At 34.6% G+C, this 26,006-nt stretch carries 19 protein-coding genes, 2 tRNA genes and 1 rRNA gene; 5 read left to right on the forward strand and 17 right to left on the reverse strand.

All coding sequences use genetic code 11. The features are described 5' to 3' along the window. Window positions 1-144 precede the first annotated feature (144 nt). The 6 genes from HYN86_RS16460 to HYN86_RS16480 form a co-directional block, all read right to left on the reverse strand. Window positions 145-218: transfer RNA gene (locus HYN86_RS16460), tRNA-Ala, on the reverse strand. A gap of 17 nt (window positions 219-235) precedes the next feature. After that, window positions 236-358, reverse strand: a complete 123-nt coding sequence (locus tag HYN86_RS21235; RefSeq protein ID WP_262512120.1) for a hypothetical protein — start codon at window positions 356-358, stop codon at window positions 236-238. A gap of 25 nt (window positions 359-383) precedes the next feature. Next, window positions 384-457 (reverse strand) — tRNA-Ile (locus HYN86_RS16465). A 124-nt stretch (window positions 458-581) separates the two neighbouring features. Beyond that, window positions 582-2,095: ribosomal RNA gene (locus HYN86_RS16470) — 16S ribosomal RNA — on the reverse strand. 641 nt (window positions 2,096-2,736) lie between these two features. Further along, window positions 2,737-3,456, reverse strand: a complete 720-nt coding sequence (locus tag HYN86_RS16475; RefSeq protein WP_113679026.1) for a hypothetical protein — start codon at window positions 3,454-3,456, stop codon at window positions 2,737-2,739. A 202-nt stretch (window positions 3,457-3,658) separates the two neighbouring features. Beyond that, window positions 3,659-4,069 (reverse strand): response regulator, encoded by a 411-nt coding sequence (locus tag HYN86_RS16480; RefSeq protein ID WP_113679027.1) that lies wholly within the window; start codon window positions 4,067-4,069, stop codon window positions 3,659-3,661. A gap of 267 nt (window positions 4,070-4,336) precedes the next feature. Here HYN86_RS16480 and HYN86_RS16485 point away from each other — a divergent pair, with 267 nt between their 5' ends. After that, a complete protein-coding gene (locus HYN86_RS16485; protein ID WP_113679028.1) occupies window positions 4,337-4,723 on the forward strand; it encodes a VOC family protein in 387 nt (128 codons plus the stop codon). A gap of 203 nt (window positions 4,724-4,926) precedes the next feature. Then, a complete protein-coding gene (locus tag HYN86_RS16490; protein WP_113679029.1) occupies window positions 4,927-5,235 on the forward strand; it encodes a hypothetical protein in 309 nt (102 codons plus the stop codon). Window positions 5,236-5,417: 182 nt separating this feature from the next. Here HYN86_RS16490 and HYN86_RS16495 read toward each other — a convergent pair whose 3' ends face one another. The 4 genes from HYN86_RS16495 to HYN86_RS16510 form a co-directional block, all read right to left on the reverse strand. Continuing rightward, window positions 5,418-7,121 carry a pectate lyase family protein gene (locus tag HYN86_RS16495; RefSeq protein ID WP_113679030.1) on the reverse strand — a complete coding sequence of 568 codons (1,704 nt, stop codon included), beginning with the start codon at window positions 7,119-7,121 and terminating at the stop codon, window positions 5,418-5,420. 311 nt (window positions 7,122-7,432) lie between these two features. Continuing rightward, entirely contained in the window at window positions 7,433-9,037 is a 1,605-nt protein-coding gene (locus tag HYN86_RS16500) for a RagB/SusD family nutrient uptake outer membrane protein (RefSeq protein ID WP_113679031.1), read from the reverse strand. A gap of 4 nt (window positions 9,038-9,041) precedes the next feature. Continuing rightward, complete coding sequence (locus HYN86_RS16505; RefSeq protein ID WP_113679032.1) at window positions 9,042-12,422, reverse strand: TonB-dependent receptor; 3,381 nt, start codon at window positions 12,420-12,422, stop codon at window positions 9,042-9,044. A 120-nt stretch (window positions 12,423-12,542) separates the two neighbouring features. Beyond that, window positions 12,543-13,706: a FecR family protein gene (locus HYN86_RS16510; RefSeq protein ID WP_113679033.1), complete on the reverse strand. Its 1,164-nt coding sequence runs from the start codon at window positions 13,704-13,706 to the stop codon at window positions 12,543-12,545. 174 nt (window positions 13,707-13,880) lie between these two features. Between HYN86_RS16510 and HYN86_RS16515 the strand changes: the two genes are divergently transcribed. After that, window positions 13,881-14,414: a sigma-70 family RNA polymerase sigma factor gene (locus HYN86_RS16515; protein WP_162789394.1), complete on the forward strand. Its 534-nt coding sequence runs from the start codon at window positions 13,881-13,883 to the stop codon at window positions 14,412-14,414. Window positions 14,415-14,439: 25 nt separating this feature from the next. Here HYN86_RS16515 and HYN86_RS16520 read toward each other — a convergent pair whose 3' ends face one another. From HYN86_RS16520 to mnmE, 5 genes are all read right to left on the reverse strand, one after another. Further along, window positions 14,440-14,871, reverse strand: a complete 432-nt coding sequence (locus HYN86_RS16520) for a GtrA family protein (RefSeq protein WP_113679035.1) — start codon at window positions 14,869-14,871, stop codon at window positions 14,440-14,442. A gap of 1 nt (window position 14,872) precedes the next feature. Further along, entirely contained in the window at window positions 14,873-15,559 is a 687-nt protein-coding gene (locus tag HYN86_RS16525) for a CDP-alcohol phosphatidyltransferase family protein (RefSeq protein WP_113679036.1), read from the reverse strand. Window positions 15,560-15,710: 151 nt separating this feature from the next. Then, on the reverse strand, window positions 15,711-16,517 hold the full coding sequence (locus HYN86_RS16530; protein WP_113679037.1) for a phytanoyl-CoA dioxygenase family protein: 807 nt from the start codon (window positions 16,515-16,517) through the stop codon (window positions 15,711-15,713). Between the two features lie 222 nt (window positions 16,518-16,739). Next, window positions 16,740-17,528, reverse strand: a complete 789-nt coding sequence (locus HYN86_RS16535) for an SDR family NAD(P)-dependent oxidoreductase (protein WP_113679038.1) — start codon at window positions 17,526-17,528, stop codon at window positions 16,740-16,742. A 268-nt stretch (window positions 17,529-17,796) separates the two neighbouring features. After that, the gene (gene mnmE, locus HYN86_RS16540; RefSeq protein ID WP_113679039.1) at window positions 17,797-19,197 is read right to left on the reverse strand and encodes a tRNA uridine-5-carboxymethylaminomethyl(34) synthesis GTPase MnmE; all 1,401 of its coding nucleotides are present in this window, start codon (window positions 19,195-19,197) and stop codon (window positions 17,797-17,799) included. A 169-nt stretch (window positions 19,198-19,366) separates the two neighbouring features. On the opposite strand from mnmE, the gene HYN86_RS16545 reads away from it, so the two are divergent. Both HYN86_RS16545 and HYN86_RS16550 read left to right on the forward strand, forming a co-directional pair. Continuing rightward, window positions 19,367-20,200, forward strand: a complete 834-nt coding sequence (locus HYN86_RS16545; RefSeq protein WP_113679040.1) for a universal stress protein — start codon at window positions 19,367-19,369, stop codon at window positions 20,198-20,200. 61 nt (window positions 20,201-20,261) lie between these two features. Next, window positions 20,262-22,034, forward strand: a complete 1,773-nt coding sequence (locus tag HYN86_RS16550) for a MutS-related protein (protein WP_113679041.1) — start codon at window positions 20,262-20,264, stop codon at window positions 22,032-22,034. A 187-nt stretch (window positions 22,035-22,221) separates the two neighbouring features. On the opposite strand, the gene HYN86_RS16555 is transcribed toward HYN86_RS16550, so the two are convergent. Both HYN86_RS16555 and HYN86_RS16560 read right to left on the reverse strand, forming a co-directional pair. After that, window positions 22,222-23,826, reverse strand: a complete 1,605-nt coding sequence (locus tag HYN86_RS16555; protein WP_113679042.1) for a Na+/H+ antiporter — start codon at window positions 23,824-23,826, stop codon at window positions 22,222-22,224. A gap of 470 nt (window positions 23,827-24,296) precedes the next feature. After that, the gene (locus tag HYN86_RS16560) at window positions 24,297-25,991 is read right to left on the reverse strand and encodes a ribonucleoside-diphosphate reductase subunit alpha (RefSeq protein WP_113679043.1); all 1,695 of its coding nucleotides are present in this window, start codon (window positions 25,989-25,991) and stop codon (window positions 24,297-24,299) included. Between the last annotated feature and the right edge of the window lie 15 nt (window positions 25,992-26,006).

The following is a 26,006-nucleotide window of genomic DNA, read 5'->3' on the forward strand; positions in this document are numbered from 1 at the left end:
CTTAAAACAAGACCGTTTTTTTTGTTCTTTGTTATTGCTAACAAAAAACGCTTTCTACTTTCTTATTATTTTCTTATCTCAATATGTCAATGAACTTTGTTTCGCTTTAAGCCATAGGCTGTAAGCTGTAAGCTTTCGCTTTTGTGGAGAATAACGGAGTCGAACCGTTGACCTCCTGCGTGCAAGGCAGGCGCTCTAGCCAGCTGAGCTAATCCCCCATTTTAAATCTTAGATTTTAGAATTCAGATTTTAGATTTCTTAATTCTTCTCTAATTTCCTTTGGTGAATCCCAGCTTCCAGAATTTCCTTTAATCAAGCTTACAGTCTTTTTTTTCTGCTTTTGTAATTTACAATTCATAATTTACAAGCATCATTTTAAAAAGTAGTCCCGGGCAGACTCGAACTGCCGACCCCTACATTATCAGTGTAGTACTCTAACCAGCTGAGCTACGAGACTCTGTTTTACTTAATTTTCATTTCTTTTAAATTAACAGCAAGAGTAATACAATCTCCAATTCAGATTCCTTTAAATAAAAACCTTTTTTCCTAAGCGTGTGCAGGCACTAACACTCAGGCTCTAGAAAGGAGGTGTTCCAGCCGCACCTTCCGGTACGGCTACCTTGTTACGACTTAGCCCTAGTTACCAGTTTTACCCTAGGCAGCTCCTTGCGGTCACCGACTTCAGGCACCCCCAGCTTCCATGGCTTGACGGGCGGTGTGTACAAGGCCCGGGAACGTATTCACCGGATCATGGCTGATATCCGATTACTAGCGATTCCAGCTTCACGGAGTCGAGTTGCAGACTCCGATCCGAACTGTGACCGGCTTTGTAGATTCGCTCCTGGTCACCCAGTGGCTGCTCTCTGTACCGGCCATTGTAGCACGTGTGTAGCCCAAGGCGTAAGGGCCGTGATGATTTGACGTCATCCCCACCTTCCTCACAGTTTGCACTGGCAGTCTTGTTAGAGTTCCCGACTTGACTCGCTGGCAACTAACAACAGGGGTTGCGCTCGTTATAGGACTTAACCTGACACCTCACGGCACGAGCTGACGACAACCATGCAGCACCTTGTAAATTGTCTTGCGAAAGTTCTGTTTCCAAAACGGTCAATCTACATTTAAGCCTTGGTAAGGTTCCTCGCGTATCATCGAATTAAACCACATGCTCCACCGCTTGTGCGGGCCCCCGTCAATTCCTTTGAGTTTCATTCTTGCGAACGTACTCCCCAGGTGGGATACTTATCACTTTCGCTTAGCCACTGAAATTGCTCCCAACAGCTAGTATCCATCGTTTACGGCGTGGACTACCAGGGTATCTAATCCTGTTCGCTACCCACGCTTTCGTCCATCAGCGTCAATCCATTAGTAGTAACCTGCCTTCGCAATTGGTATTCCATGTAATCTCTAAGCATTTCACCGCTACACTACATATTCTAGTTACTTCCTAATAATTCAAGTTCAGCAGTATCAATGGCCGTTCCACCGTTGAGCGATGGGCTTTCACCACTGACTTACTAAACCGCCTACGGACCCTTTAAACCCAATGATTCCGGATAACGCTTGGATCCTCCGTATTACCGCGGCTGCTGGCACGGAGTTAGCCGATCCTTATTCTTACGATACCGTCAAGCTCCTATACATAGGAGTGTTTCTTCTCGTACAAAAGCAGTTTACAATCCATAGGACCGTCATCCTGCACGCGGCATGGCTGGATCAGGCTTGCGCCCATTGTCCAATATTCCTCACTGCTGCCTCCCGTAGGAGTCTGGTCCGTGTCTCAGTACCAGTGTGGGGGATCTCCCTCTCAGGACCCCTACCCATCGTTGCCTTGGTAAGCCGTTACCTTACCAACCAGCTAATGGGACGCATGCTCATCTTTCACCGTTGTGACTTTAATAATTAAACCATGCGGTTTGATTATACTATGAGGTATTAATCCAAATTTCTCTGGGCTATCCCTCTGTGAAAGGCAGATTGCATACGCGTTACGCACCCGTGCGCCGGTCTCTATCTCCGAAGAAATATACCCCTCGACTTGCATGTGTTAAGCCTGCCGCTAGCGTTCATCCTGAGCCAGGATCAAACTCTTCATCGTATATTTTAATATTATATATCGGTGAATATCTATCGGTTCTTTTCGAATCTTGCAATTCTATTACTCTTATTCTTCTGTTCTAACATCTCTGTTAAAACGGCTGTCAATTCAATATGTCTACGAACGTGTCTTCTTTTCTATTCCGCTTGTTTCTCAAAGCGGGTGCAAAAGTAGTTACTTTACCAGCATTTACAATACTTTTTGATGATATTTTTTCATCTTTTTTTTAAATTTTTTCTTAACTTTCTGATAACATTAAAGTTAAGATATAAAATCTTTAAGGTTTTACGTACTACTTTTCTTTCAAATAGGTTTTTAAGCAAAAAAAATAGAAGAGTTTTATTGAATTCTCACGGGCATATTAAAAGTAACACTAAAATTTTAAGACAAATTACCAGAGAAATTCTACATCTGACAAACCTTATAGTAAACAAACATCCTATATAAATAACTTCAAAAAATACTCACGAGACAGTTCTGCAAAAGCGATTGCTCAATTTTAATAAAGACATAATTCGAACAGAGAATATTAATTTGTGATAAACTTAATGATTGCACTATTAGAAATTGCTCCATTTAATATCAGCATACAGTTATTCTCGGATTATTAATTAGATGATACTGAATCCTAAATCCTTTATTTAAAATAATATAGAAAAGCCACTAGTATATTTTGTAAATAAATCTACTGCAATTAGGATTATTAAAACAAATAGAAGAACTAATAAATAGGTAATTATTTGCGCTTTTTTATTGAATTCGAAAGTGTCGGGATTTATAAAATAGTCAGCATACACCGCCTGAGAAATTTTAATTTGCGGGCAAAACAGCGTAACGCCATTCAGAAAATGACCAATTAAATCGTATTTGTTTTTTGGGATATAAGTCATCCCATTATCTGCTTTAGAAAAATGAATAGGAATTTGTTTACCATCTTTAAAACCGAAAATATATCCCGGAGAATATTTTGTTCCGATTTTCCTATCGATATCACTTACATAATGCTCCGTACTATGTTCGAGCTCTTTATACAAAATACTATTGATAATGCCGTCGTACTGGTGATAATGTATACCATACTGATCGACAGAAATAAGGATTATCTTTTTTAGCTTTTGACGATTGTAACTCTTATAAAGAGCCCAAAGACCCCAAAGTAAAATTGGGAAATATATTAGGTTGAAGATCATTTCACCATTAGATATAATGCTATTATGCTCCATCTGAATACTTAAAGGAATTCCAATAAATAATGCTAGCATTGCAAAAAACAAAATTCCAAACATCGTGAAAACTAATACCGTTGCCGCTAGATTGCGTTCAGAAGATATTTTGGGGAAATTTTCTTTGCTATAAGACATTACTAAAAAAAATCATTAAAATTGAAATCAGGATTAGGGTTAAGATTTACGATCTTGCATATCTTATAACAATATTCGTCGGAATATCAAATTAAAACAGAATAAATTAAAAAATGAAATTATTGTGCAAATTTTCTAACCTGTGAGAAAAAAGTTCAATCTTAAAATAACTAAATTGAATTATAATCTTCAACTAAACAATTTAGAAACTAAACTTTTCCTCAGGCTTTTCAGATATGATTATATTTTGCAGCGACTTAAAAAGTTTTCTAAAATTTGTACGTTTCTTCAAAAACTGCACTCCATTAAATTTGGTCATTGCTTCCTCTATCATAAGTCCTGAATCTCTGGAATAAAGCACAACTGGAATTCTTTTTAGACCTTTAATATCTCTAAGTAATTTAAGAAATCCGCTGCCATCGAGATATGGCATGTTGTAATCTAAAAAAATGATATCTGGCGCCAGTTTTGAATCCTGAAGCTTTTTTAGCGCTTCAAGTGCACTGCTTTCTACTGATGATCGAATTTTGTCACTAATTGCATTCAAGACTAATACAAAAATCTCTGCATCATCATTTGTATCGTTGACTAGTAATATATTTCTGTATTTCATTTCCCCATTATTTTTTTTTAGCAAAAAAGTGCTGCAGTAAGGACTTATTGCCTTTAAATTCAATACAATTTTATAACAAATTAAAACTACATCAAAGTTGATAATAGTAATTTGTAATAACTAGGAAAAACTTTGTAATAACTTACAATCGATACTTTAATTGAAAAATGAAAGACGCTTATTTTGTTCTAGCGATGTCAGTTATAAAGCAGTATTTTTTATTTTTATAGTCTGTGATAATATTAAATCATTTAATTCTCATTTAAAATGACAAAAATCAAAACTACTATCAAACCTTTTCTTACTGTAAACAATGCAATAAAAGCAGTTGATTTTTACGTCAATGCCTTTGGAGCTGTTGAATCAAAAAGATATTTGCTTGAAAACAATAAAACCTCATCAGTAATAACAATTGAAGATGCTGAATTTTATCTCAGCGACGAAGAACCATGTGATGGAACTCAAACTGCCAGCCAGACATCCAATAATCCAATTAGAATAATTTTAGAGACTAAAAATGCAGATAAAATATTTGAAAGTGCACTAAAATTTGGGGCATCAGAAATTTGTCCCATAACAACCGAAGAAGACTGGAGAATAGGTAAACTAAAAGATCCTTTTGGGCATATTTGGGAAATTGGATATCCTTTTTAAATAACTACAGAAAACATATAATATACAAAACCTAAAAACTTAAAAAATACAGCTAAGTATCTGATTATAGATTAAAACGGCTCGAATAATTCTAAATTATATAACACTGCAGCAAAATTGTATAATTTAAAACGTGGAACCAAGCGCTACTTTTGGTTCAAGAAAAAAGAAATAAGTTTATACAAATACACGTTAATTAAATTATGAAATTAGCAGCAATCAATAGTCCAGTTTTCAAATCAGCTAAAAAAAATAAAATTGAATCTGGCACCAATTTCGCAGATGGAGCATTTCATCTTCAAACGCAAAATGAAAATCTTTTAACAGACCTATATAGTAAATCTGATGATGAACCAGACTTTGACTGTGAGTTTTTGGATACAGCCTATAACTGTAGTGAAAACGAAAGTTTAATTGATTTGGATTCTGAAGATGATCTTACAGATCAATTTAATGACAACCAATGGGATGCCGATATCTATGATCCATATTTAGAATCTACTTATTACTAAACAGGAAATTTTTAGCTAAGCTTTCTTGCTTTAATCGCAAGATCGATCTACCAGTTTAGAAGCTTCAATAATGGTTCTCAGACGAGCATCAGGTTGCTCAAAAGTTTTACGACTTTTAATATCTTTCGAAGGCATTAAAAAATGCGCCCATTGTCTCCAATTGGCGCATTTTAATTTAAAAACTACTGAAGTAATCTTTTTAGCTTCGCTAATGTATCAGTGTTATTATCTACTTTAGTCCAATCTGTTTTTTGTGTTGGGTCGATACCGTTAAAATACTTTTCAATATTAGTGTAACCGTCATTATTCAAATCTTTGTTCGCATCAGAAGCGTCCTTGTGATTTAGACCATATTTTATTTCCCAAGCATCAGAAATTCCATCATTATCCGAATCTTTGTATGCTTTACCTTTGTAGTGAGGGTAACCTCCTACTTGATCTGGACTAGTTATAATTCCTTTTTTATATGAGTCGGCTGGAAGTCTTCTTTTTATAAATTCTGCACCGATTGCATTTTCCAAACCGTCTTTAGCATCAATTTTTCCGGTGCGGACTTGATTGATAACGCGTTCATCAACGGCATCTCTCTTAGGCAGTGTTGCTCCCACATTATTTAATACAAATTCATATGCTTGTTCAGCCGTCATAATTGTAACATGAGGCATTGAAAATGGTCTACTCTGTTTAATGTAATCTAAGTCATCTTTAGATTCTTCTAATGAAAGTTCTTCCAATTGAACTCCCCCATTCCAGTTATCAGCAGTCACTTCTGGGGCTCCCACTATATAATTTCCATCAACATACGCTCTGCCAAAAGTTTTAGGTTCCATATAGCGCGATTCTGGTTTTAAGATCCTATATCGAATCGGCTGATCTGTTGGAGTGATTGGTCCCGGTTTAAAATAATTATTAATAATATTGAATAATGAGCGATGGTCTCCGCCATCCAGAGATCGATTCCACCAATTGAACACCACATTATTTACAAAATTAAAGTCGCCATACATCCCGATTGAAGCATTTCTCGAAATATTGTCCGCCCATAAATTTCTTAAAAAAGTACTGTTTAATCCTCCAATTGTACTTCCGAAAGCATGATTGTAAACATCTAATCCCTCAGCTGAAATTGTATTCTGAATAGTGACATTACAGGCTGGCAGTTTTTCTGCTGCGGCTTTTTTATTAAGCTGAAAAAGGTGTCTGTAAAGCGAAATATTTTCATCTAGTCCCCAGCTTACCGAGCAGTGGTCTATAATAACATTTCCTATAACATTGCCGCCAAGAGCATCATCTCTTCGAGTAACGTCTGTAGCTCCACGTCTAAAACGCATGTGCCTGATGATGACATCATGAGTATTTATTTCTAAAGTCTCTCCCGCTATGCAGATGCCGTCACCCGGAGCTGTCTGCCCGGCAATGGTTACGTAAGGTGCACGCATACTGATAGGCTTTTTTAATTTAATGATTCCCGAAACATTAAATACAATGGTTCTTGCTCCCACTGCTTCACAGGCCTCTCTAAAAGTCCCTTTTCCGCTATCTTCTAAACTATTCACTATAAATATTTTACCGCCTCTGCCCCCTTGGGTAAAAGCACCTCCGCCTTCGGCACCTGGAAAAGCTGGAATGTCTGCCTGCACCAGATCTTTAGGATAGGAAGCCCAAGGAACGTAAGGACGTCCTTGTTTCGCTTGTTCTTTTATAATGTGGTAATTAGTATTCCATATTTCGTCCAATCTTTTTTCTTCGCTTGCTAAAACAGCATCTGTTTTATCTTGAAGCGGTTTCGGAATTTCAGGATACTGCGCATACGCTGATGAAAAAACACAAAAGCAAGCCGCAAGAATGGTGCGCTTAAAAATAATTTTTTCTAAAATATTCTGCATAATTTTTCTTAAAGTTTATCGATTACCAATTAAGGCAATACCTAATTTTTTCTTTCTATTTTTAGTATTGAACGTTTTTCAATTCATTTACGCCATTTGGCAAATGTTTGTTACATTCGAATTATTGTGTAGATGGTTTGGATTTAATGAGAGCAGTAAATTTTTGGATTATGGCATTTTTTTTATAATTACATGACCAATATGGCTCAAAGGAATCGTTTTGTGAGATAAAAAAAGTAAACATAAACCCACATACATCAACGTGTGAGTATATGGGCATTATGCAACAAAAATTAACTAACCTAACTATTTTAATACGCAGGGTTTTGCGCATACTCTCCAGAATCCAATGATATAGCTGACAATGGAATTGGACGTAAAATTTTATAATTTCCTCCATTTCCTAAAAATGGATCAATACCGCTGTCAAAAAGTGCCTTAATGTCTGGATTTCTTACTTTCGTATACTCCATAAGTTTTCCAGTGCGTTTCAAATCAAGCCATCTAAAACCTTCACCAGCCAATTCTCTGGCTCTTTCCTCTAAAATAAAATCTAAGTCCACGTCTGCCTTTAGAGAAGCACCCGCTCGCTGGCGTACCACATTAACACGCGACAGGGCGCTCGCTGTATTTCCTGATTTAAAATAGGCTTCAGCAGCAATTAAGTAAGTTTCTCCTAATCTTGCCAAATACAAATCATGAGTGTATTGAATAGAAGGAGTCGATGTTTGTACCCGATCATATTTTTTGAGTGCAGGATAATCTGTAGTATTCAAACGATCCCACCAATGGTCTGAAATTGGCGATATTATAGTTTTCGCACGGTTGATAGGATCTGCTGCTCTCCAAACCGGCACATCAGCAATTTGGGCTGCTGTCCTAGGGTAATAGTAAGCAACAGGAGTATTTGCCGGGTTTAATCTCCAGCCCGAATAAGGTGTAGTTTTAATATTTAAAAATGTTCCTTCAAATCTAGTATCCTCATCTTCAAACAATGTCAATAAATACTGGGTTGGATGGAGCGTGCTTTTCTTTACAACTCCATCGTTCGCTCCCTGCACTAATGGTCCCCATGGATAATCCCAATTATGAGACAGTCCTCCGCTTTGGGTAGATTCCGGCGAATACTGAATTGACCATAAAACCTCTTCGTTTTTATCTTTGTTATATTCGAATAATTTTTCAAATGTTAAATTTAGTCCTTGACTTCCTATTGCAGCATCTGCAAGCACTGCAGCATCAGTAAAGTCCGAAGCTGCCGCAAACGGCTCGTATCCACGAGTCAAATATACTTTAGCCAGTATATGCTGCGCGGCACGCTGCGTTACTCGTCCAAAATCAGATTGAGTTGCAGGTAAATCGACTATAGCTTGTTTTAATTCATCAATAATAAACTGATAAACATCTTTTGCAGGAGTTCTTTCAAAGTGGGTTATTGGTTCACTTATCAGGTCTTTTACCAAAGTTACATCTCCGAAATTTTGAACTAACAGAAAATAATAATAGGCTCTAATTGTTTTTAACTCCGCAATTCTAGATTTTAAGGCACTAAAATCTTCTGTCCTTTCAGCATAAGCCAATCCCATATTGGTTTTTTGGATACTCTGGTACAAAGAGCTAAAAAACACATCTACTTCTGTTGTTCCCGGTGTCAAGTTCTGATAAGAAGCCAGTCCTGCCGGAACCTCTTCATGAGCATTAAAAAATAGATCTGTCCCTGCACAAAATATATATGGAGTGGGCTGATATATTTTACGTAACGACGCATAAGCTGCGTTAACCAATCCTTCATATCCTTCTTCTGTGGTATAATAATTTTCCGCAGTAGTATTACCAAGGTTATCTTCTTCTAAATAATCTGAACAACCTGTACATATGAGCGTTAAAAGAAGTATTGCTATTTTTATATTTTTCATCTTATTAAAATTTAAGGTTAACACCAAGCTGATAGATTACATAAGCAGTATTTGTGGCATCTACACCAGACATTTCTGCACCAGCCCACTCAGGATCAAATCCATCATATTTAGTAAATGTGAAAGGATTTAAAACATTCGCATATACTCTCATGGATGACAACCCCATTTTAGACAAGACATTAGTACTAAAATTATATCCTAATGTAATATTCTGAATTCGAACAAACGATACGTCTTTATTAAATCCTGGGTAGCCATATGCTTCGGCACTTTCACCCCAATACTGCCCAGTAAAGGTAGCTTGAGGATATGTATTGGAGCTTCTGGCAGGTGTTATAGGATTTTCTCTCACATAATAAGGCACATCCAAAATGACTTTACTGTTAAAATCTGTAAACTCTTTATGGAAAGGACTAAATACATAGGAACCTTGTTTGGTAAATACGACACCAGTTAGATCCCAGTTCTTATAGGTAAAAGTGGTAGAAAAAGTCCCAATCCAGTCAGGCGTAGGAGATCCTAAAACTTTCATATCATGATCAATATCAATTTTACCATCGCCATTTAAATCTTTTACTTTTGCTGTTCCTTCCAAAGCTCGCTGATCTGCCGGCGCCAGCTCATCTTTTTGCCAAATACCATCAAAAACCATTGCGTAAACGACATTTACAGGCTGGCCAATAAACCATCTGTTAGCAACATCGTCTTTTTTGGCGCCATAAAGTTCAACAATCTTGTTTTTATTGCTGGAAAATATAAAACTCGTTTCCCATTTAAAATCAGCATTATCTATATTTATTGTTTTAAGCTGAATTTCAACTCCTCGATTGCTTACAGAACCTACATTGTCAATCATATTTGCCCAGCCTGTTGGTGTAGCCAGCTTGCGGTTCATTAATAAATCTTCTGAAAGACGGTCATAATAATTAATCTCCCCTGTAATTCGATTTCCAAAGAAACCAAAATCAGTTCCGAAATTCCATTCTCTTGTGCGTTCCCAAGTTAATTTAGAATTCGAAAGTGTAGCCGGCAGAAAACCATTAGCTGATGTGCCGTCCCAATCGTAATAAGTTTGCGAGTTTAAGGCTGACTGTGAAGAATATGGAGCAATATTATTATTGCCGGTATAACCAAAACTTACACGTAATTTCAAATTATCTATTTGAGAAACATCTTTTAGAAATGATTCCTCTTTTAATTTCCATGCTACAGCTCCTGAGGGAAATGAAGCCCATTTGTTGCCAGGAGAAAGTTTAGAAGAACCATCCCATCTAATGGTGGCTGTAACCAAATATTTATCATTGAATGAATAATTGAATCTATTGGTAAAGGAAAGCAAGGTACTTTTGCTAAATCCAGAAGTGGCATCTCTTTGCGGTGCACTCTGCACATTATACCAAAGTGATTGAAAAGGAACATCCCTGCCAAATACATAAGTTGACTCTAAACGGTCGAATTGAGATGATTGTATAAAATCGTATGAAATAGAGTGTCTGCCTATTTCTTTATTAATATTCAACTGATTATCCCATACATAGGAAAGTCTGTTATCGTTCCACATTCTGGCTACTGATATAGAGCGTGATGCGAATCTGTCTAAATACTCTCCTGTTCTTGAAAAAACAGCACTAGGTGAAAAAGTAGATTTTAAACTAATCCATTTAGCGGGTTTATATCCTAAGTAAAAATTAGATAAAATATTAAATTGTTCCACATTATATTTAGAATTTGATTCTAGAAAAGCATACGGATTCACATTACTCGAAATTCCAATCATAGGAGATTGAACGGTGTTACCTGCAGCATCTTTTGCGGGCGCATAAGACGGCATTCTAAATAACTGCTGTGTATATCCTTGTCTGGAAACAAGTTCACGATCTGAATAAGCTAAATTAATATTAGCTCCAATTGAAAATTTATCACCAGGGCTGGCATCTATGCTAGCTTTAAAGTTATACTTTTCATACGATTGTCCTTCAGCATTTCCATTATCGCCTTGATATCCAAATCCAATTACATAACTTGTGGTTTCATTACTTCCATTGGCAGATATAAAATGATTTTGCTGTATGCTCGATTTAAGGAAGTCGCCAAGCCAGTCTGTTCCTCTTCTATTCTCTAAGGCTTCCTCCCAATAATTTGTACCATCTTCATTGATGACAGTCGGAAATCCGTATGTAGGTGAATCTATAATAGGATTTGCCTGCACTAAATCCCTCGCTACTTGCCTGTCTCTTGTCCATGCAACACTTTCATCATAACTATTAAGAAAGTCTGGCATGTTAGTGATAGCACGAACCCCCACATAACCTGAATACGTAATACTTGACTTTTTACTTTTCATGCCTTCTCCTGAATATGTTGTCACTATTACAACCCCATTAGAACCACGGGAACCATATATAGCTGTTGAAGATGCATCTTTAAGAATATCTATTCGCTGAATATCGTTGGGATTTAAGAAATTGATATTATCCGTCATTACTCCGTCAACCACATAAAGCGGTGTCCCGCCCGTTAGTGAATTAGCTCCACGAATCTGAATATTAAAGTCACTTCCTACCGAACCTGATTTTTGAGAGATATTTACCCCAGCGGCATTGGTTTGCAATGCCTGCATAGGACTTGTGGCACCCACTCGATTTAACTCCTTATTGCCTATAGTCGCCACAGCTCCAGTGACATCTTTCTTTTTAACAGAACCATATCCTACTAAAACTACTTCGTTTAGCTGAGCAACATCTTCTAATAATGTAACATTGATTGTTGTCGTATTTTTCACTGCTGCTTCTTGAGTAATAAAGCCCAGATAAGAAAATACTAAAATGCTGTTTTCTTCAACTCCTTTAATAGTAAATTTACCATCCATATCGGTCTGAGTACCATTTGTTGTTCCTTTAACAACGACATTTACCCCTGGAAGCGGTACCTTATTTTGGTCTGAGACAATTCCGCTTATCTCTAAAATCTGGTCCGGTTTTACGATTACGGCTTTGGATTCTTTATTTACAGCAGAAACTTTCGGTTTGACCGTTAATAAAATCTGACGGTCGTTAATTTTATATACTACATCGGTACCATTAAATAGTATTTGTAAAACTTCGGAAATATTTTTTTTATTTACATCTAAAGTAATCTTTCGATTTACATCTATTTTACCACTTTCGAATAAAAATCTAAATTCGGAAATAGTTTCTATCTTATTAAAAATCTGTCCAATAGCAGCTTCTTTCACATGTAATGTAATCTTAGTGTTTTGAGAGTAAGTATGGGCTTGAATTTTAAATAAAGAAACAAATAATAAGATGGTCGAGAGTTTCATTTTTAAACTAATTTTAGGAAAATATGGGCATGCAAATTTCTTCAGAATTATTTTTTTCATAATTTTGTTAAAGTTGTTTTGAATGATTAATTTCTATACGTCGTTTGATTCACTTATAAATCGGGAAATACTGAACCTATTTTCCGGTTTTTTTTTGAAGTGTCATCAGTTATCATTTACTTATTTCATAGGCTGTTTTTTAGTAATTATTATTGATTTGTCTTCATTTATTTTATAATTAAAAGAACGAACCGTACTAAGTGAGTTCATTACCGCATTGATATTTTCTATGTTTTTGTTAAAAGAGGCATTAATTTCAATCTCATTTAATTCTTCGTCATAATTTTTAATCGTTACATTATAGGTACGCTCCAATTTTTTTATAATAGCCGCAAAAGCTGTGTTTTTAAAGACTAATTCACCTTTCATCCAGTTCGTATACAGTCTTGTGTCTACTTTTTCTAATAAAATCTTATCGCTGTTTTTAGTCCAGGCACCTTTGTAACCCGGAATAAGAATTGTTTTTTCGTCTGGCTTTGCATCATTATTCAAACTCACTGACCCCTCTACTAATACTGTACTTACGTGTTTGTCTTCTGCATAAGAAGAAACATTAAATTTCGTTCCTAAAACTTTCACATTAATTGCATTAGCATTAACAATAAAGGGATGCATTTTGTCTTTGCTTACCTCAAAAAAGGCTTCTCCTTCTAGGTAAACTTCTCTTTTCATGCCTTTAATAAAATTTACAGGAAATCGCAGCGTACTTCCTGAATTAAGATAAACATGGGTTCCATCAGACAAGGTTAAATTAAATGTCTTTCCATTAGGAATCCTGATCTGATTATATACTGTCTTTTGGATACCATTAGCAGACTTGTACTTTAATTCGCTTCCTTTTTGAGTACCTAAGACCTGACCGCTATTCGACACAATTTCGCCCGAACCATCCTCATTAAGAATTTGAATGTCTCCATTTTCTAAAACTAATTGTACCTGATCTTCTGCTAATTTAACTTGAGGATTATTTACACTACTGCGCTGCACTATAAAAAAAATCCCAGTAAGAATAATAAAAACGGCAGCATACTTTAAGGCTTTTTTCCATAATGGTATAACTGGTGCAGGGCTTTGCTGTTTTAGTACGGCTTGTAATTCCTCCCAATTTTGATCTACATCCATTGAATCGATAAATTTCAAAGCCTCATCAATCAATCCATCTTCATATAGTTTATTAATAAGTTCCTGTTCTTCGGGGCTTAATTCCTTGAACTTTTCAATATTTAAACTTCCATCAGAATTTATCTTTCGAAGAATTGTAATTACGTTTGATGAAATCCCCATATTCTTTTTATGTTTTTTGATAATTATTCAATTGTTATAGTTATGTTATCAAAAACAAAGTTTAGGGTGACAGTATTTTAAAATATTTTTTTTAGATAGTGTTTTTTTTTAATCTATTTTTTACTAACTATGCAATAAAATAGTAGCTTTAATAAAAATATAAGAAATTTGTCTGTGAGACAATTAGAAGAAATAGAGACTTTATACAAAGAAAATTTTGCTTTTTTATGCTTGGTTTCTTTCCAGATTACAAAGGATAGAGAAGCTGCCAAGGATATTGTTCAGGATTTTTTTATTTACTTTTGGAATAAGCATCAGAGTACAAACATTAACTTATCCTTTAAGGCTTATGGGGCTAAGGCTGTCAAAAATTTAAGTCTTCAATATGTAGAAAAAATAAAAAGAATGGATGTGGAAAAAAACCACTTATCCATCCCTGAATATGAAGAAATTATAAATCTTGAAAAAAAGGACGACAGCAAAATTGCGGCAGTACTTAAGCTGTTGGAGTCACTTCCTGAAGCGCGAAGAAATATTTTTATTTCTCACGTCGTGAACGATCTCAGCTATTCTGAAATTGCAGAAACATATAATATATCAATAAATACCGTAAAAACTCAAATGAAAAGGTCTTATGCTTTTATACGCGAAAAAACCAACGGTAATATTTTACTGCTGCTAATTATAATGTTATTTAATAAGAGTTAGCAAAATTAACTAAAATACCTATTTACTAATTTGATTCGATTACATTCTGTTTTTCTTTTGCCTTAAAAACCCAATATTTAATCAGTGGATAATTAAATCCATAGGAAACAAAACTGTCCGTGATTAATCTTCCAATTCTATAATCGATTTGAAATACTTTTTGCAGAATAAGGGTACCAAAAGATTTTAAAGATATACTTCCCAATACTACCAACGCAAATTTAAAAAGCTGATTATTAATAGGACTGCTATAACCACATTGATTTTTAAAAACCCAAAATCTATTGATACTGAAATTGATAATAGCTCCAACAGTTCCAGAGATTAGAATAGAAAAAGTAAAATGAAGTTTATATACTTCTGTTAATAAAATCATTAACCCATAATCGGTAATGCCGCCTAAAAATGCCGCAACTTGTGCTTGTAGAAAAATAAAAATAGATTTTTTCTTGAACATATCAGACTTGGTTTTTATCCTTTAAATCACCGAGTTTTAAAAGTTTTATGCTATCAACAATATTAATTAAAAGCAATACTGTAGTGATCAAACCAGCCAAGTACGTAATTGATCCCTGAAATAACACTTCTATAAGTAAAATAAAGGCAATAATAAATCGAAGTTCTGTGGGACCGACAAAGCCGGAATCTATACTATATTCATTTGTGATTTTGTAGCGCAACTGGCTGATTATGATTGACCAGCCATACAAAGCCACAAAAGCAAAGGCTACTATTTGTGTGCCATTTTTAGCATAAATATAGTAGCCAAAGCCTATAAGTACAATGCCAATCCAATCGGCAATAATATCAAGTGCAAAACCATACCAGCGGCGTGGAGTATTTCTGTAGTAAGCCAATCTTCCATCTAAAGAATCACCTAACCAATTTATTACTAAACCAATAATTCCAAAAAGCAAATACCACTTTGCTAAATAAGTACCTAAAAGAAAAGCTAAAAAAACGAACCCAGAACCAATTGAACCAATTAAAGTGAGTGCATTGGGCGAAATGAATTTTGGCACTTTTGGAAGCAAAAATACAATTGTTGACTGCTCTGCTCTTTTTAAAATATTAGTTCGTTTGCGGTCTGAAAATGTTCGTTCCGCGATTGTGGTATAATCTTCACCATCTTTTTCTTTTCCCATTAATAGCTAATATTTATAAGCCTGATACTAAACCAATTCTAGTCTTATGATTTTTAGTTTTATTTTTCTACGCGTATTTTTAAAAAAATCAGTGGTTCTTTTTAGTTTACCTGATCTAACCAGATAACTAAATGCGATAATAAACAGCATACTACTTAACAATTCCCGCAAAACGTTGATAGAAAACCGTTGGGCTGTTCTCATTTTTAGGAGCATATTTTCCTGCAATAATTGGAATGTAAATAACCCTTCTTCTGCTTTCTTCGCCACGAATAGATGATTCTGCAACTCTATGCCATAAACGACCATCATGAATCGTTAAATCTCCAGCTTCTGGATTGATAGAAACTTCCTGTGGATCAGGTTTGTTATCTAAAAAGTATTTTTTACGAAAAAGCATTTGATAAATACTTTGCTTGTGAGTCCCCGGAATGATTTTAAGACCACCGTTTTCGGGTTTTAAAGTGCTTAAGTGAATCCCCACATTCAACATGGGGTTTAATTTTCCTCCATAGAAAATATCTCTCAAACCATCTGTATGCCAACCCATTTTAGTAAATTTACTTTCTGGCCCGTTGATATAATGATTGAAAACCATTCCGTCTTTTTCTTCAGTTCCTAATCTTGCACCATCTCCTGCCAATGGCAGTAAACCATTAAATCTTGGATCCAGTAAAAGACCGCTTAGGGCTTGATGATGTTGATTGATAAAAGCAAAACGCTGAACAATTGGAGAACCATCTAAATCTTTTCCATATTTAATAGGAACACCGTTTACTTTTTCAAGGTCGTTTTCAATCCATTTTTGCTCCACTTGTTTGGAGGCATCAATAATTGATGAAACCGTTTCAGGATTTATAAATTTTTTGAAATGGATGAAGCCATGTTCATTAAAAAAAGCAATTTGCTCGTTAGTTAATTGATTAGTAAGTGTAAAGGTTTTATATGAAGATACCATGATAATATAGATTTAATAAATGAAATAATAATGTTTGTAATTTATCTAAAAGTTTAACAGCAGCAACAACAGCACATTCGCATGTTTGCTTGCATTCGACCTTTAAAAAAATTAAACATATTTCTTTTATTAGACATACTCTATGGAATTAGTAGATATTTATACAAATGTAATATAATTTCTTATTTGCCAAGATTTTTTTTGATTTTTTTTTCGAAAAAATTAAATTTTGTAAATTCCCGCGGCCGTTTTTTCTATAAAAGCCTTTGGCAGTATACGGTTAGCATAAACCGAAATGATATTTGTAAGACCCGGAATAACTTCTGATTTTTTACTGAACATCGCTTTTACTGCCATTTTTGCCACTTCATTAGGCTGCATATTAAACTTTTCAGCCATCTTATTTAGAGCGGTTAAACCAGCTCTTGCAGCAAAACCAGTATCAACCGGACCTGGACTAAAACAAGTTACTGAAATTGAAGTTTGTGAAAGTTCGAAACGCAAGGCACGTGTAAAAGATAAAACGAAAGCCTTTGCAGCCGAATAAACAGCCAGCGTTGGTACGGCCTGATAAGCAGCCGTACTAGATATATTTAGAATGTAGGCTTGTTTTTCTTGTGACAGTATGGGTATTAATAAATGTGAAAGTTCTACAACGACATTCATGTTAAGCTGCATCATGCCAAGCTGATCTGTTAAAGAAGATCGACTAAAATCGCCCCACACACCATAACCTGCATTATTAATCAAAATACCGACTGGATAATTATTCACTTTTATCCAATCACTTACTCTTTGTGATGCATCATTAATGGAAAGATCAATCGCTAAAATAGCTGTACTAATAGCGTATTCAGTTTGAAGATCATCAGATAATGCTTTTAATTCCTCCTCACTTCTTGCAATAAGCAGCAGTGGATAACCTTGTTTGGCCAATTCATAAGCGATAGATTTTCCTATTCCTTTACTTGCTCCGGTTATTAAGGTATACGGTTTAGTTTTTTCGCTCATTTTCTTAATTTATTATCAAATATAAAAAAAATTATGAACCTGCCCTTTAGTATTATACAGTCAGCAATTATTTAAGCATCCAGTTTCATGCTACAAGATTTCATCATTATTTTGGTTCATATCTCGAAATTCGAGGAACAAATGATGTACTAATATGAAAGAATATTACTAAATACTTTAAAAAACAATTCAACAAAAAAAGAGCTAAAATGTTAATTACAACATTCTAACTCTTTTTATTATTTTTGTTCTGTACTGCTTAGGTGATCTACTTCCCGATGCAAAAGTTGGCAAAAATATTCCCTAGCAATTCATCATTTGAGACTTGACCTGTAATCAGTCCGAATTGATATAAAGCTTCGCGAATATCAAGTGCCATAAGGTCACTTGAAAGACCTGATTCTAATCCGAATTTTACTTTTTGAATTTCATCTAAAGCCTTTAACAATGAATCATAATGTCTTGTATTGGTCACAATTGTTTCGTTATTTCGAAGCGCGCCTGTATTTACAAAAGACAATAACTCATTCTTTAAATCCTCTACCCCTATTTTTTCTTTAGCTGAAATCTTCAAGAGTTTCAAGTTTAAAGTTTCAAGTTTACTATCAATGTTATGCTCCTCTTCTTTAGACAATAAATCAACTTTATTAACTACAACAATGATGGGTTTTAAAGGATATTTGTTTTTAACTTTTTCAATTTCATTAATATAGTCCAAACCTGAAACCTGAAACCTGAAACCGTCAAACAAAAATACCACAACTTGTGCCTGCTCTATTTTCTCGAAAGTTTTTTTAATTCCGATGCTTTCTACAATATCTTTTGTGTCGCGTATTCCAGCAGTATCAATAAATCTAAATCCAATACCGCCAATTACCAGTTCATCCTCAATAGTGTCACGAGTTGTTCCTGCAATGTCCGAAACAATTGCTCTTTCCTCATTCAATAAAGCATTCAATAAAGTCGATTTTCCAACATTTGGTTCGCCGACAATAGCAACTGGAATTCCGTTTTTAATTACGTTACCAACTGCAAACGAATCAATTAGGCGTTTTAAAACAAATTCAATTCTGTTTAGTAATTCATGAAACTGCGTTCGGTCAGCAAATTCCACATCTTCTTCTGCAAAATCTAATTCTAATTCAATTAAAGAAGCAAAATTCAAAAGTTCTTCACGAAGTTTTGCAATTTCATTACTAAATCCGCCTCGCATTTGCTGCATAGCAATTTGGTGAGAAGCTTCATTATCAGACGAAATCAAATCGGCAACAGCTTCTGCTTGTGACAAATCCAGTTTTCCGTTTAAAAAAGCACGAAGCGTAAATTCTCCTGCATCGGCCATTCTACAGCCATTTCGAAGTAACAACTGGATAATCTGCTGTTGAATATAAGTTGAGCCGTGGCAGGAAATCTCAATTGTATCTTCTCCCGTATAGGAATTCGGACCTTTAAATACCGAAACTAAAACTTCATCAAGAGTTTTGTTTCCATCTACAATATGTCCTAAATGAAGTGTATGTGTTTTTTGTTTGGTTAAATCTTTGTTTTTAATCGATTTAAAAACTGAATTCCCTATCGTAATAGCCTCAGCTCCCGAAATTCGAATTATGGCGATAGCCCCAGCTCCAGAAGGTGTAGCCAAAGCAACTATAGAATCTTGATTTATCATGCTGCAAAGGTATAAAAAAAGGCAGAATTTATATTAATTACAAATTCAACCTTAAATCATTAAATTAAGATTTATTAACAAATCATTAAGTGTTAAAATACTGATAATTATCAGGTTGTTTTCTTTCGAGAATGAGTAAATTTGAGAGACAAACCATAATCCTAATAAAATGAAAAAGATACTATTCCCTACCGATTTCTCTGATGCAGCCACAAATGCATTTGTACATGCTTTAGAATTTGCTAAAATTGTAAAAGCCGAATTAATCTTGCTTCATACTTTTGAAATTCCAGTTTACGACAGCCAATTTTTTCCAGAGAATTACGCTTCTATATACAGTTCGATCGAGTTAGCCAAATTTGAAATGTTTAAAGATGAAATTCCAAAATTAAGAGCTATTGCCGCCGAGCGTAAATTAGATGATATAGTTATAAAACACCGTTTGATGGACGGCGATCTTATTTACAATCTTAAAAATGCTGTCGAAGAAGATCAAATTGATTTTGTCATTATGGGAACCAACAGTGTTTCTGACTGGACTAAATTCTTTACAGGATCTAATACCGAATCTGTGATTTCAGGAGTTGAAGTTCCTGTATTGTGTGTTCCTGTTGAGGCAAAATTCAAGAAAATAAAAACTATCGGTTTTACAACGCGTTACCGTGAAAAAGACAAAAAAGAACTTAAAAAAATCTTGAAAATAGCGAAGAAAACAGATGCTAAAGTGAAAAGTTTATATGTAAAAACTTCCGATTCTGATGTTAATGAATTAGTTATAAAAGAATGGCAAAGAGAATTTGCAGAAGAAAATGTTGAGTTTTTAGTACTGCCGAGTGATGAAGTTAAAGAAACAATTCTTGATTTTATTCTTTACAAAGACATTGATATCCTAACCACGATTACGCATAAAAGATCTTTCTTTGAAAGTATTTTTGATTCTAGTTTTACAAAAAAGATTTCTAAAGAAGTTCCGATTCCTGTATTAGTTATGCACGAAGATTAATTCTAATATTTAATGATTTTGCCACTTAAAAGTTATATTTGTATTTCAGTAAATTATTCTAATGAAATCATATCAGGACAAAGTCAGCACTTATTCAGAACTATATAATAAAACCAACAAAAAATATAACAGCATAAGCCTTTTGAGGTTATTGAGTATTTTTCTTTTACTGTTTTTTATGTTTTACTACATCAAAACAAACGAAATACTTTATGTCATTTTTGCTGTTCTGTCTTTTGCTGGTTTTATCTTTTTAATGAGAATACACTCCCGTCTATCTTTTCAAAAACTTCTGGCAGAAACACTGCTTAAAATCAATCAAAACGAAATTTCTTTTTTAAAAAGAGAAAAAACACCTTTTGAAAATGGCGTTGAATTTATCGATTTTCATCATCCGTATGCGTATGATTTAGATATTTTTGGAGAACATTCTTTGTTTCAAAGTCTAAACAGAACGGCATCATATATCGGAAAAAAAACACTTGCTGATTTATTACTTCATAACCTTTCAGAAGCTGCAATTTTAGAAAACCAAGAAGCTGTTAACGAACTAAAAAACAAAGTAGACTGGAGACAAGAGTTTCAGGCTTTAGCCATTATTAGTGAAGATTCTAAAACATCTTATGAAGCTATAAAACATTGGACTGCTTTTAAAAATAATGCTTTACCTAAAGTTTTAATAGCACTTTCAATTATCCTTCCAACACTATTCTTTGGAGTTTTAGCAGCCTATTTTATCACTTCAAAAACTATTTTACTTTCTTATCTAACTTATATTTTTATTGCCAATTTAATTGTTTTGGGAAGATCAATAAAAAGAATCCAATCGGAAATAGCAAAGGCAGATAATATCGATAAAATCATAAAACAGTATAGTTTATTGCTGGAGAAAATCGAAAAAGAATCTTTTCAATCTAAAAAACTAATTCATTTGCAGGAACAGCTTGTTTTTAAAAATGCCAAAGCAAGTGTGCATTTGAAACAGCTTTCAGAATTGTTTTCGCGAATGGACACCATTAGTAATTTTGTTACTGCCACTTTATTTAACGGAACATTTTTATTTAACCTTCATGTTTTAAGAGCTCTTTTAAAATGGAAAGAAAATTATGCTTCTGAAATCGATAATTGGATTTCTATCATTGGTGAAATTGAAGCTTTAAACAGTCTTGCGAATTTAGCTTTCAACAATTCTGATTTTGTTTTCCCTGAAATTAATTCTGAATACAAAATTGAATTCAAAAATCTAAGTCATCCTCTATTAAATCCTGCAACGAGAATTGGAAACGACACTAATTTTCACCCGTTATCTTTCGTGATTTTGACTGGTTCTAATATGTCGGGAAAAAGTACCTTTTTAAGAAGCTTAGGAATTAATATGGTACTTGGCGGAATTGGCTCAGTTGTTTGTGCTTCAGAAGCTAAAATACATCCACTTCCAGTATTAGTTTCAATGCGATTATCTGATTCTTTGTCGGACAGCGAATCTTACTTTTTTGCTGAAATTAAACGTTTAAAACAGATCATGGATGCTCTTGAAAATCAGCCTGCTTTCGTTTTATTAGATGAGATTTTAAGAGGCACGAATTCGGATGACAAAAGAAACGGGACAATTGAAGTCGTAAAGAAGATAATTTCTAAAAAAGCCGTTGGCGCAATCGCTACACACGATATTGAAGTCTGCTTAACAACAAACGAATATCCCGAAATTTTAACCAATCAATGCTTCGAAGTTGAAATACAAAATAACGAACTGCATTTCGATTATAAACTTAGAAATGGTATCTGCAAAAATAAAAGCGCTACCTTTTTAATGCAGAAGATGGGGGTTATTTAATGGTGAGTTGTGAATTGTGAGTTGTTAATTGTGAGTTTGAAATGTGAATGAGCTTTATGTGAAGAAAAATTCTTAATTCACAATCAAGCATTAACTATTACAATCAACAATCAACAATCAACCATTAACCATTAACCATTAACATTTCACAACTCACATTTCACAATTCACAATTCACAATTAATAATCAATTTTCCTCATACATTTCCATCCACAAGCGGGTTTCTTCTAAATCAAGTTCTTTTTCAATTTTGCGGAAAATCTCTTCGTTTACTGATCCTTTTTTGTGCATGCTTTCGAGTTTATTACGCTCAACGTTTACTAGGTCAATTTGAACTTTGGTAAACTCATTAAAAATTTGTCCTCCCAGTACTTTTCCATTTCCGAAAAAATTAGCAGGAAGTTCTGTTTTTTGAAGGCGGTTAAATTTTACTTCGTATTTACTTTTAATGTTGTGGAGTAATTCATCGTCTAGTAAAGAAAAATTATCTTCGATATGAGTTATAGTTTCAGAAACTATTTTATTTCGAATATCATATTCTTCTGCCAAAATAGAATAACGCTCGATTTTTAGTTTTTTAATCAACCAAGGAAGTGTAAGTCCCTGAATAACCAAAGTGGAGAGTATTACACAAAAAACCAAGTAAATAATCAAATTACGAAGCGGGAATGCTTCTGTTTTGTTCAGCATTAATGGAAGTGCCAAAGCTGCGGCCATAGAAACTACACCGCGCATTCCAGACCAGCCGAAAATGATCATATTTCGGTAATCAAATTCTTCTTTTAAACGGATTTTTTTACTCAGCATTCTTGGTATTAATGTCGCTGGAACAACCCACAAAAACCGAACTAAAATTACGACAATACTAATTACAGCACCCCATATAAATAAAGACGTTCCCGAATAATTACTGATTCCGTCAATAATTTGTCTTAACTGTAATCCGATTAAAATAAAAATCAGGCCGTTAAGAATATTACTTAAAACATCCCATATCGTGTTGGTCATAATTCGGCTCTCATGCGAAAAAATACTGCCTGATCTTGCTGCCAAAAAAAGCCCTGTGGTTACAACCGCCAAAACTCCCGAGCCATGAAAATGCTCAGCAATAAGGTAGGATGAAAACGGTGTCAATAAGGTAAGTGTTACTTCGATAATGTCGTCACAAACAAATCTTTTATGAATGTAATTCATTATAAATCCAACGGCAAGACCAATTGCGATTCCCAAAGCCGACATTAAAACAAAATTCAGCCCTGCCTGCCACAAAACAAAATTTCCTGCTGTAATAGCTGTTAAAGCATATTTATACGCCACAAGACCACTGGCATCATTGACTAAACTTTCTCCTTCAAGAATTGCAATTAATCTCGGGTGAAGGCCTAAACCTTTCGTGATAGCCGTTGCAGAAACCGCATCTGGAGGCGATACAATTGCACCAAGTAAAAAAGCCAACGGCCAAGAGATATCATCTATAAGCTCATGTGCGACAACAGCAACCAATACCGTAGTAAAAAAAACGAGACCAACAGCTGCTAATGTTATCGGGCGGATGGTTTGTTTAAAATCTGACCAGCTGGTGTGCCATGCGGCGTGATACAAAAGAGGCGGCAGGAAGATGATAAACACAACTTCAGGACTTAATGCAATAACCGGAAGTCCAGGCACAACACTGATAATTACTCCGCAAAGAACCAATACAATAGGAATTGGAAAATTATATCTTTTACTTATTAAACTAAGAAAGGCTACGCCAAAGAGTAACATAATAATTACTGTGATATTTTCCATTATTTACTGCGGGTATTTATTGGTTTGGGATTATAATTTGGGCACTAAATTAATATATTATGATAATTAAATTAAAATAACACTAAAAAAGAATCGTCCATTTATTGATTTACATCAAAACTTTTCATTGCACATCTGCATGATCCACTAAGAAAACTTTGAGTAGATTAAAATGTGAGGTTTAATTTTTTTTTAAACAAAGACACATAGTTTAAAACTCTCAAAATAACTGTTTCACTTGTATTAACAAACATAGTGGACTATGTGTGAAAGCATGCCTTTTTTTTCAATTCTTTACCAGCAAAATTAAAAAGTTTCTATGTGTTTAAAAAATAACTGCGAAATTACTTGTAGAGATGACTTCTTCGTCGACATGACAAACAAGCCAGAAATAAATATATTAAGTCGGCATGAAACTTCTATACAACAATAAAAAAGCCGAATCTAAAATAAGATTCGGCCTTGTTTTTTTATGATTCACAACTGCTGCACGAAACAAGACTTGTTACTAATTCTTTAGAAACACTCTGACTTCTTTGGTAGTATAAACTTTTAACTCCTTGCTGCCAAGCTTCGATCATTAAACGGTTCACATCTTTAATTGCCAATTCTGCTGGAATATTAAGATTCAAACTTTGTCCTTGATCCACAAATTTCTGACGAATTCCTGCTTGCTGCACAATTTCTAACTGGCTGATTTCTTTGAATGTTTTAAAAACATCTTTTTCCTGCTGAGTCAATTGTTCCATATGCTGAACACTTCCTCCGTTTAGCATAATTCCTCTCCAAACTTCTTCATTATCTAAACCTTTTTCTTCCAACAGTTTTTTAAGATATTTATTTTTACGCATGAAATTACCTTTACTTAATCCTGCTTTATAATAGTTACTGCTAAAAGGCTCAATTCCTGGTGAAGTTTGCCCTAAAATTGCAGAAGATGAAGTAGTTGGTGCAATTGCCATTGTGGTTGTATTACGTCTTCCGTAACCTTTTAACAATTCTGGTTCACCGTAAATTCTAGCCAATTCTTGACTTGCTTTGTCGGCTTTATCGCTAATATGTTTGAAAATCTCGGTTGTTTTCATTTTTGCTTCCATTCCTTCAAACGGAATCATGTTTTTTTGAAGGTAAGAATGCCATCCTAAAACGCCTAAACCTAAAGCACGGTGTCTTTTAGCAAATTTATTAGCTGCAGAAAGATAATAGTTTCCTTCAGTTTTTTCGATGAATTCCTGTAAAACAGCATCTAAGAAAAATATTGCCAGTTTTACAGCCTCAGTATCTTTCCATTCTTCATAAAGTTCCAAGTTCATTGAAGATAAACAGCAGATAAATGATTCGTCTTGAGTTGACGGAAGCATAATCTCACTGCACAAATTGCTGGCATTGATTCTTAAATTTTGGTCTTTATAAACTTGCGGTTTGTTTTTATTTACGTTGTCACTAAAGAAGATATACGGTAATCCTTTTTGCTGACGGCTTTCTAATACTTTTGCCCAAATTTGTCTTTTATCGGCATCTCCATCAATCATTTCCTGCATCCAATAATCTGGTACACAGATTCCTGTAAACAAATTCTGAATTGGGTTTCCGATACTCTTAATTTTCAGGAATTCTTCGATATCCGGATGATCCACATCCAAATAAGCTGCAAATGCACCACGACGCACTCCGCCTTGCGAAATCGTATCCATAGCTGTATCAAAAAGTTTCATAAAGCTTACCGCTCCACTACTCTTTCCGTTATCTGTTACGGCACTTCCGCGTTCGCGTAATTCTCCAAAATAACCAGAAGTCCCGCCTCCAATTTTTGTCTGCATAATTACTTCGCCCAATTTATGCGTGATTCCTTCAATTTTATCTGGAACGTGCACATTAAAACAAGAAATTGGCAAACCTCTTTCTGTTCCCATATTTGCCCAAACTGGCGAACTGATACTCATCCAGCCTCTTTCGATCATTTCAACAAAAGATTCTTTTAATTCTGGTTTGTAAAGTCTTTTCGCGGCAGCGGTACAAATTCTATCAATCGCACCTTCAACCGTTTCACCTTTCAAAAGGTAGCCTCGATTTAAAATTTGCTCACTTTCAGAGTTCTTCCACCACATTTTGCTGCCACTCTGTGATTCAAAATTATTTACGGGGTTTGTGTCTATCGTATTCATAAGTATTATGGGCTT

Origin of the sequence: Flavobacterium fluviale (assembly GCF_003312915.1) — a bacterium.
GTDB classification, from domain to species: domain Bacteria; phylum Bacteroidota; class Bacteroidia; order Flavobacteriales; family Flavobacteriaceae; genus Flavobacterium; species Flavobacterium fluviale.

What these genes read in the sequence shown, in the direction of transcription:
- HYN86_RS21235 (WP_262512120.1), bottom strand. Translation starts at nt 358, where the DNA reads ATGAATTGTAAATTACAAAAGCAGAAAAAAAAGACTGTAAGCTTGATT.
- HYN86_RS16475 (WP_113679026.1), bottom strand. Translation starts at nt 3,456, where the DNA reads ATGTCTTATAGCAAAGAAAATTTCCCCAAAATATCTTCTGAACGCAAT.
- HYN86_RS16480 (WP_113679027.1), bottom strand. Translation starts at nt 4,069, where the DNA reads ATGAAATACAGAAATATATTACTAGTCAACGATACAAATGATGATGCA.
- HYN86_RS16485 (WP_113679028.1), top strand. Translation starts at nt 4,337, where the DNA reads ATGACAAAAATCAAAACTACTATCAAACCTTTTCTTACTGTAAACAAT.
- HYN86_RS16490 (WP_113679029.1), top strand. Translation starts at nt 4,927, where the DNA reads ATGAAATTAGCAGCAATCAATAGTCCAGTTTTCAAATCAGCTAAAAAA.
- HYN86_RS16495 (WP_113679030.1), bottom strand. Translation starts at nt 7,121, where the DNA reads ATGCAGAATATTTTAGAAAAAATTATTTTTAAGCGCACCATTCTTGCG.
- HYN86_RS16500 (WP_113679031.1), bottom strand. Translation starts at nt 9,037, where the DNA reads ATGAAAAATATAAAAATAGCAATACTTCTTTTAACGCTCATATGTACA.
- HYN86_RS16505 (WP_113679032.1), bottom strand. Translation starts at nt 12,422, where the DNA reads ATGAAAAAAATAATTCTGAAGAAATTTGCATGCCCATATTTTCCTAAA.
- HYN86_RS16510 (WP_113679033.1), bottom strand. Translation starts at nt 13,706, where the DNA reads ATGGGGATTTCATCAAACGTAATTACAATTCTTCGAAAGATAAATTCT.
- HYN86_RS16520 (WP_113679035.1), bottom strand. Translation starts at nt 14,871, where the DNA reads ATGTTCAAGAAAAAATCTATTTTTATTTTTCTACAAGCACAAGTTGCG.
- HYN86_RS16525 (WP_113679036.1), bottom strand. Translation starts at nt 15,559, where the DNA reads ATGGGAAAAGAAAAAGATGGTGAAGATTATACCACAATCGCGGAACGA.
- HYN86_RS16530 (WP_113679037.1), bottom strand. Translation starts at nt 16,517, where the DNA reads ATGGTATCTTCATATAAAACCTTTACACTTACTAATCAATTAACTAAC.
- HYN86_RS16535 (WP_113679038.1), bottom strand. Translation starts at nt 17,528, where the DNA reads ATGAGCGAAAAAACTAAACCGTATACCTTAATAACCGGAGCAAGTAAA.
- mnmE (WP_113679039.1), bottom strand. Translation starts at nt 19,197, where the DNA reads ATGATAAATCAAGATTCTATAGTTGCTTTGGCTACACCTTCTGGAGCT.
- HYN86_RS16545 (WP_113679040.1), top strand. Translation starts at nt 19,367, where the DNA reads ATGAAAAAGATACTATTCCCTACCGATTTCTCTGATGCAGCCACAAAT.
- HYN86_RS16550 (WP_113679041.1), top strand. Translation starts at nt 20,262, where the DNA reads ATGAAATCATATCAGGACAAAGTCAGCACTTATTCAGAACTATATAAT.
- HYN86_RS16555 (WP_113679042.1), bottom strand. Translation starts at nt 23,826, where the DNA reads ATGGAAAATATCACAGTAATTATTATGTTACTCTTTGGCGTAGCCTTT.
- HYN86_RS16560 (WP_113679043.1), bottom strand. Translation starts at nt 25,991, where the DNA reads ATGAATACGATAGACACAAACCCCGTAAATAATTTTGAATCACAGAGT.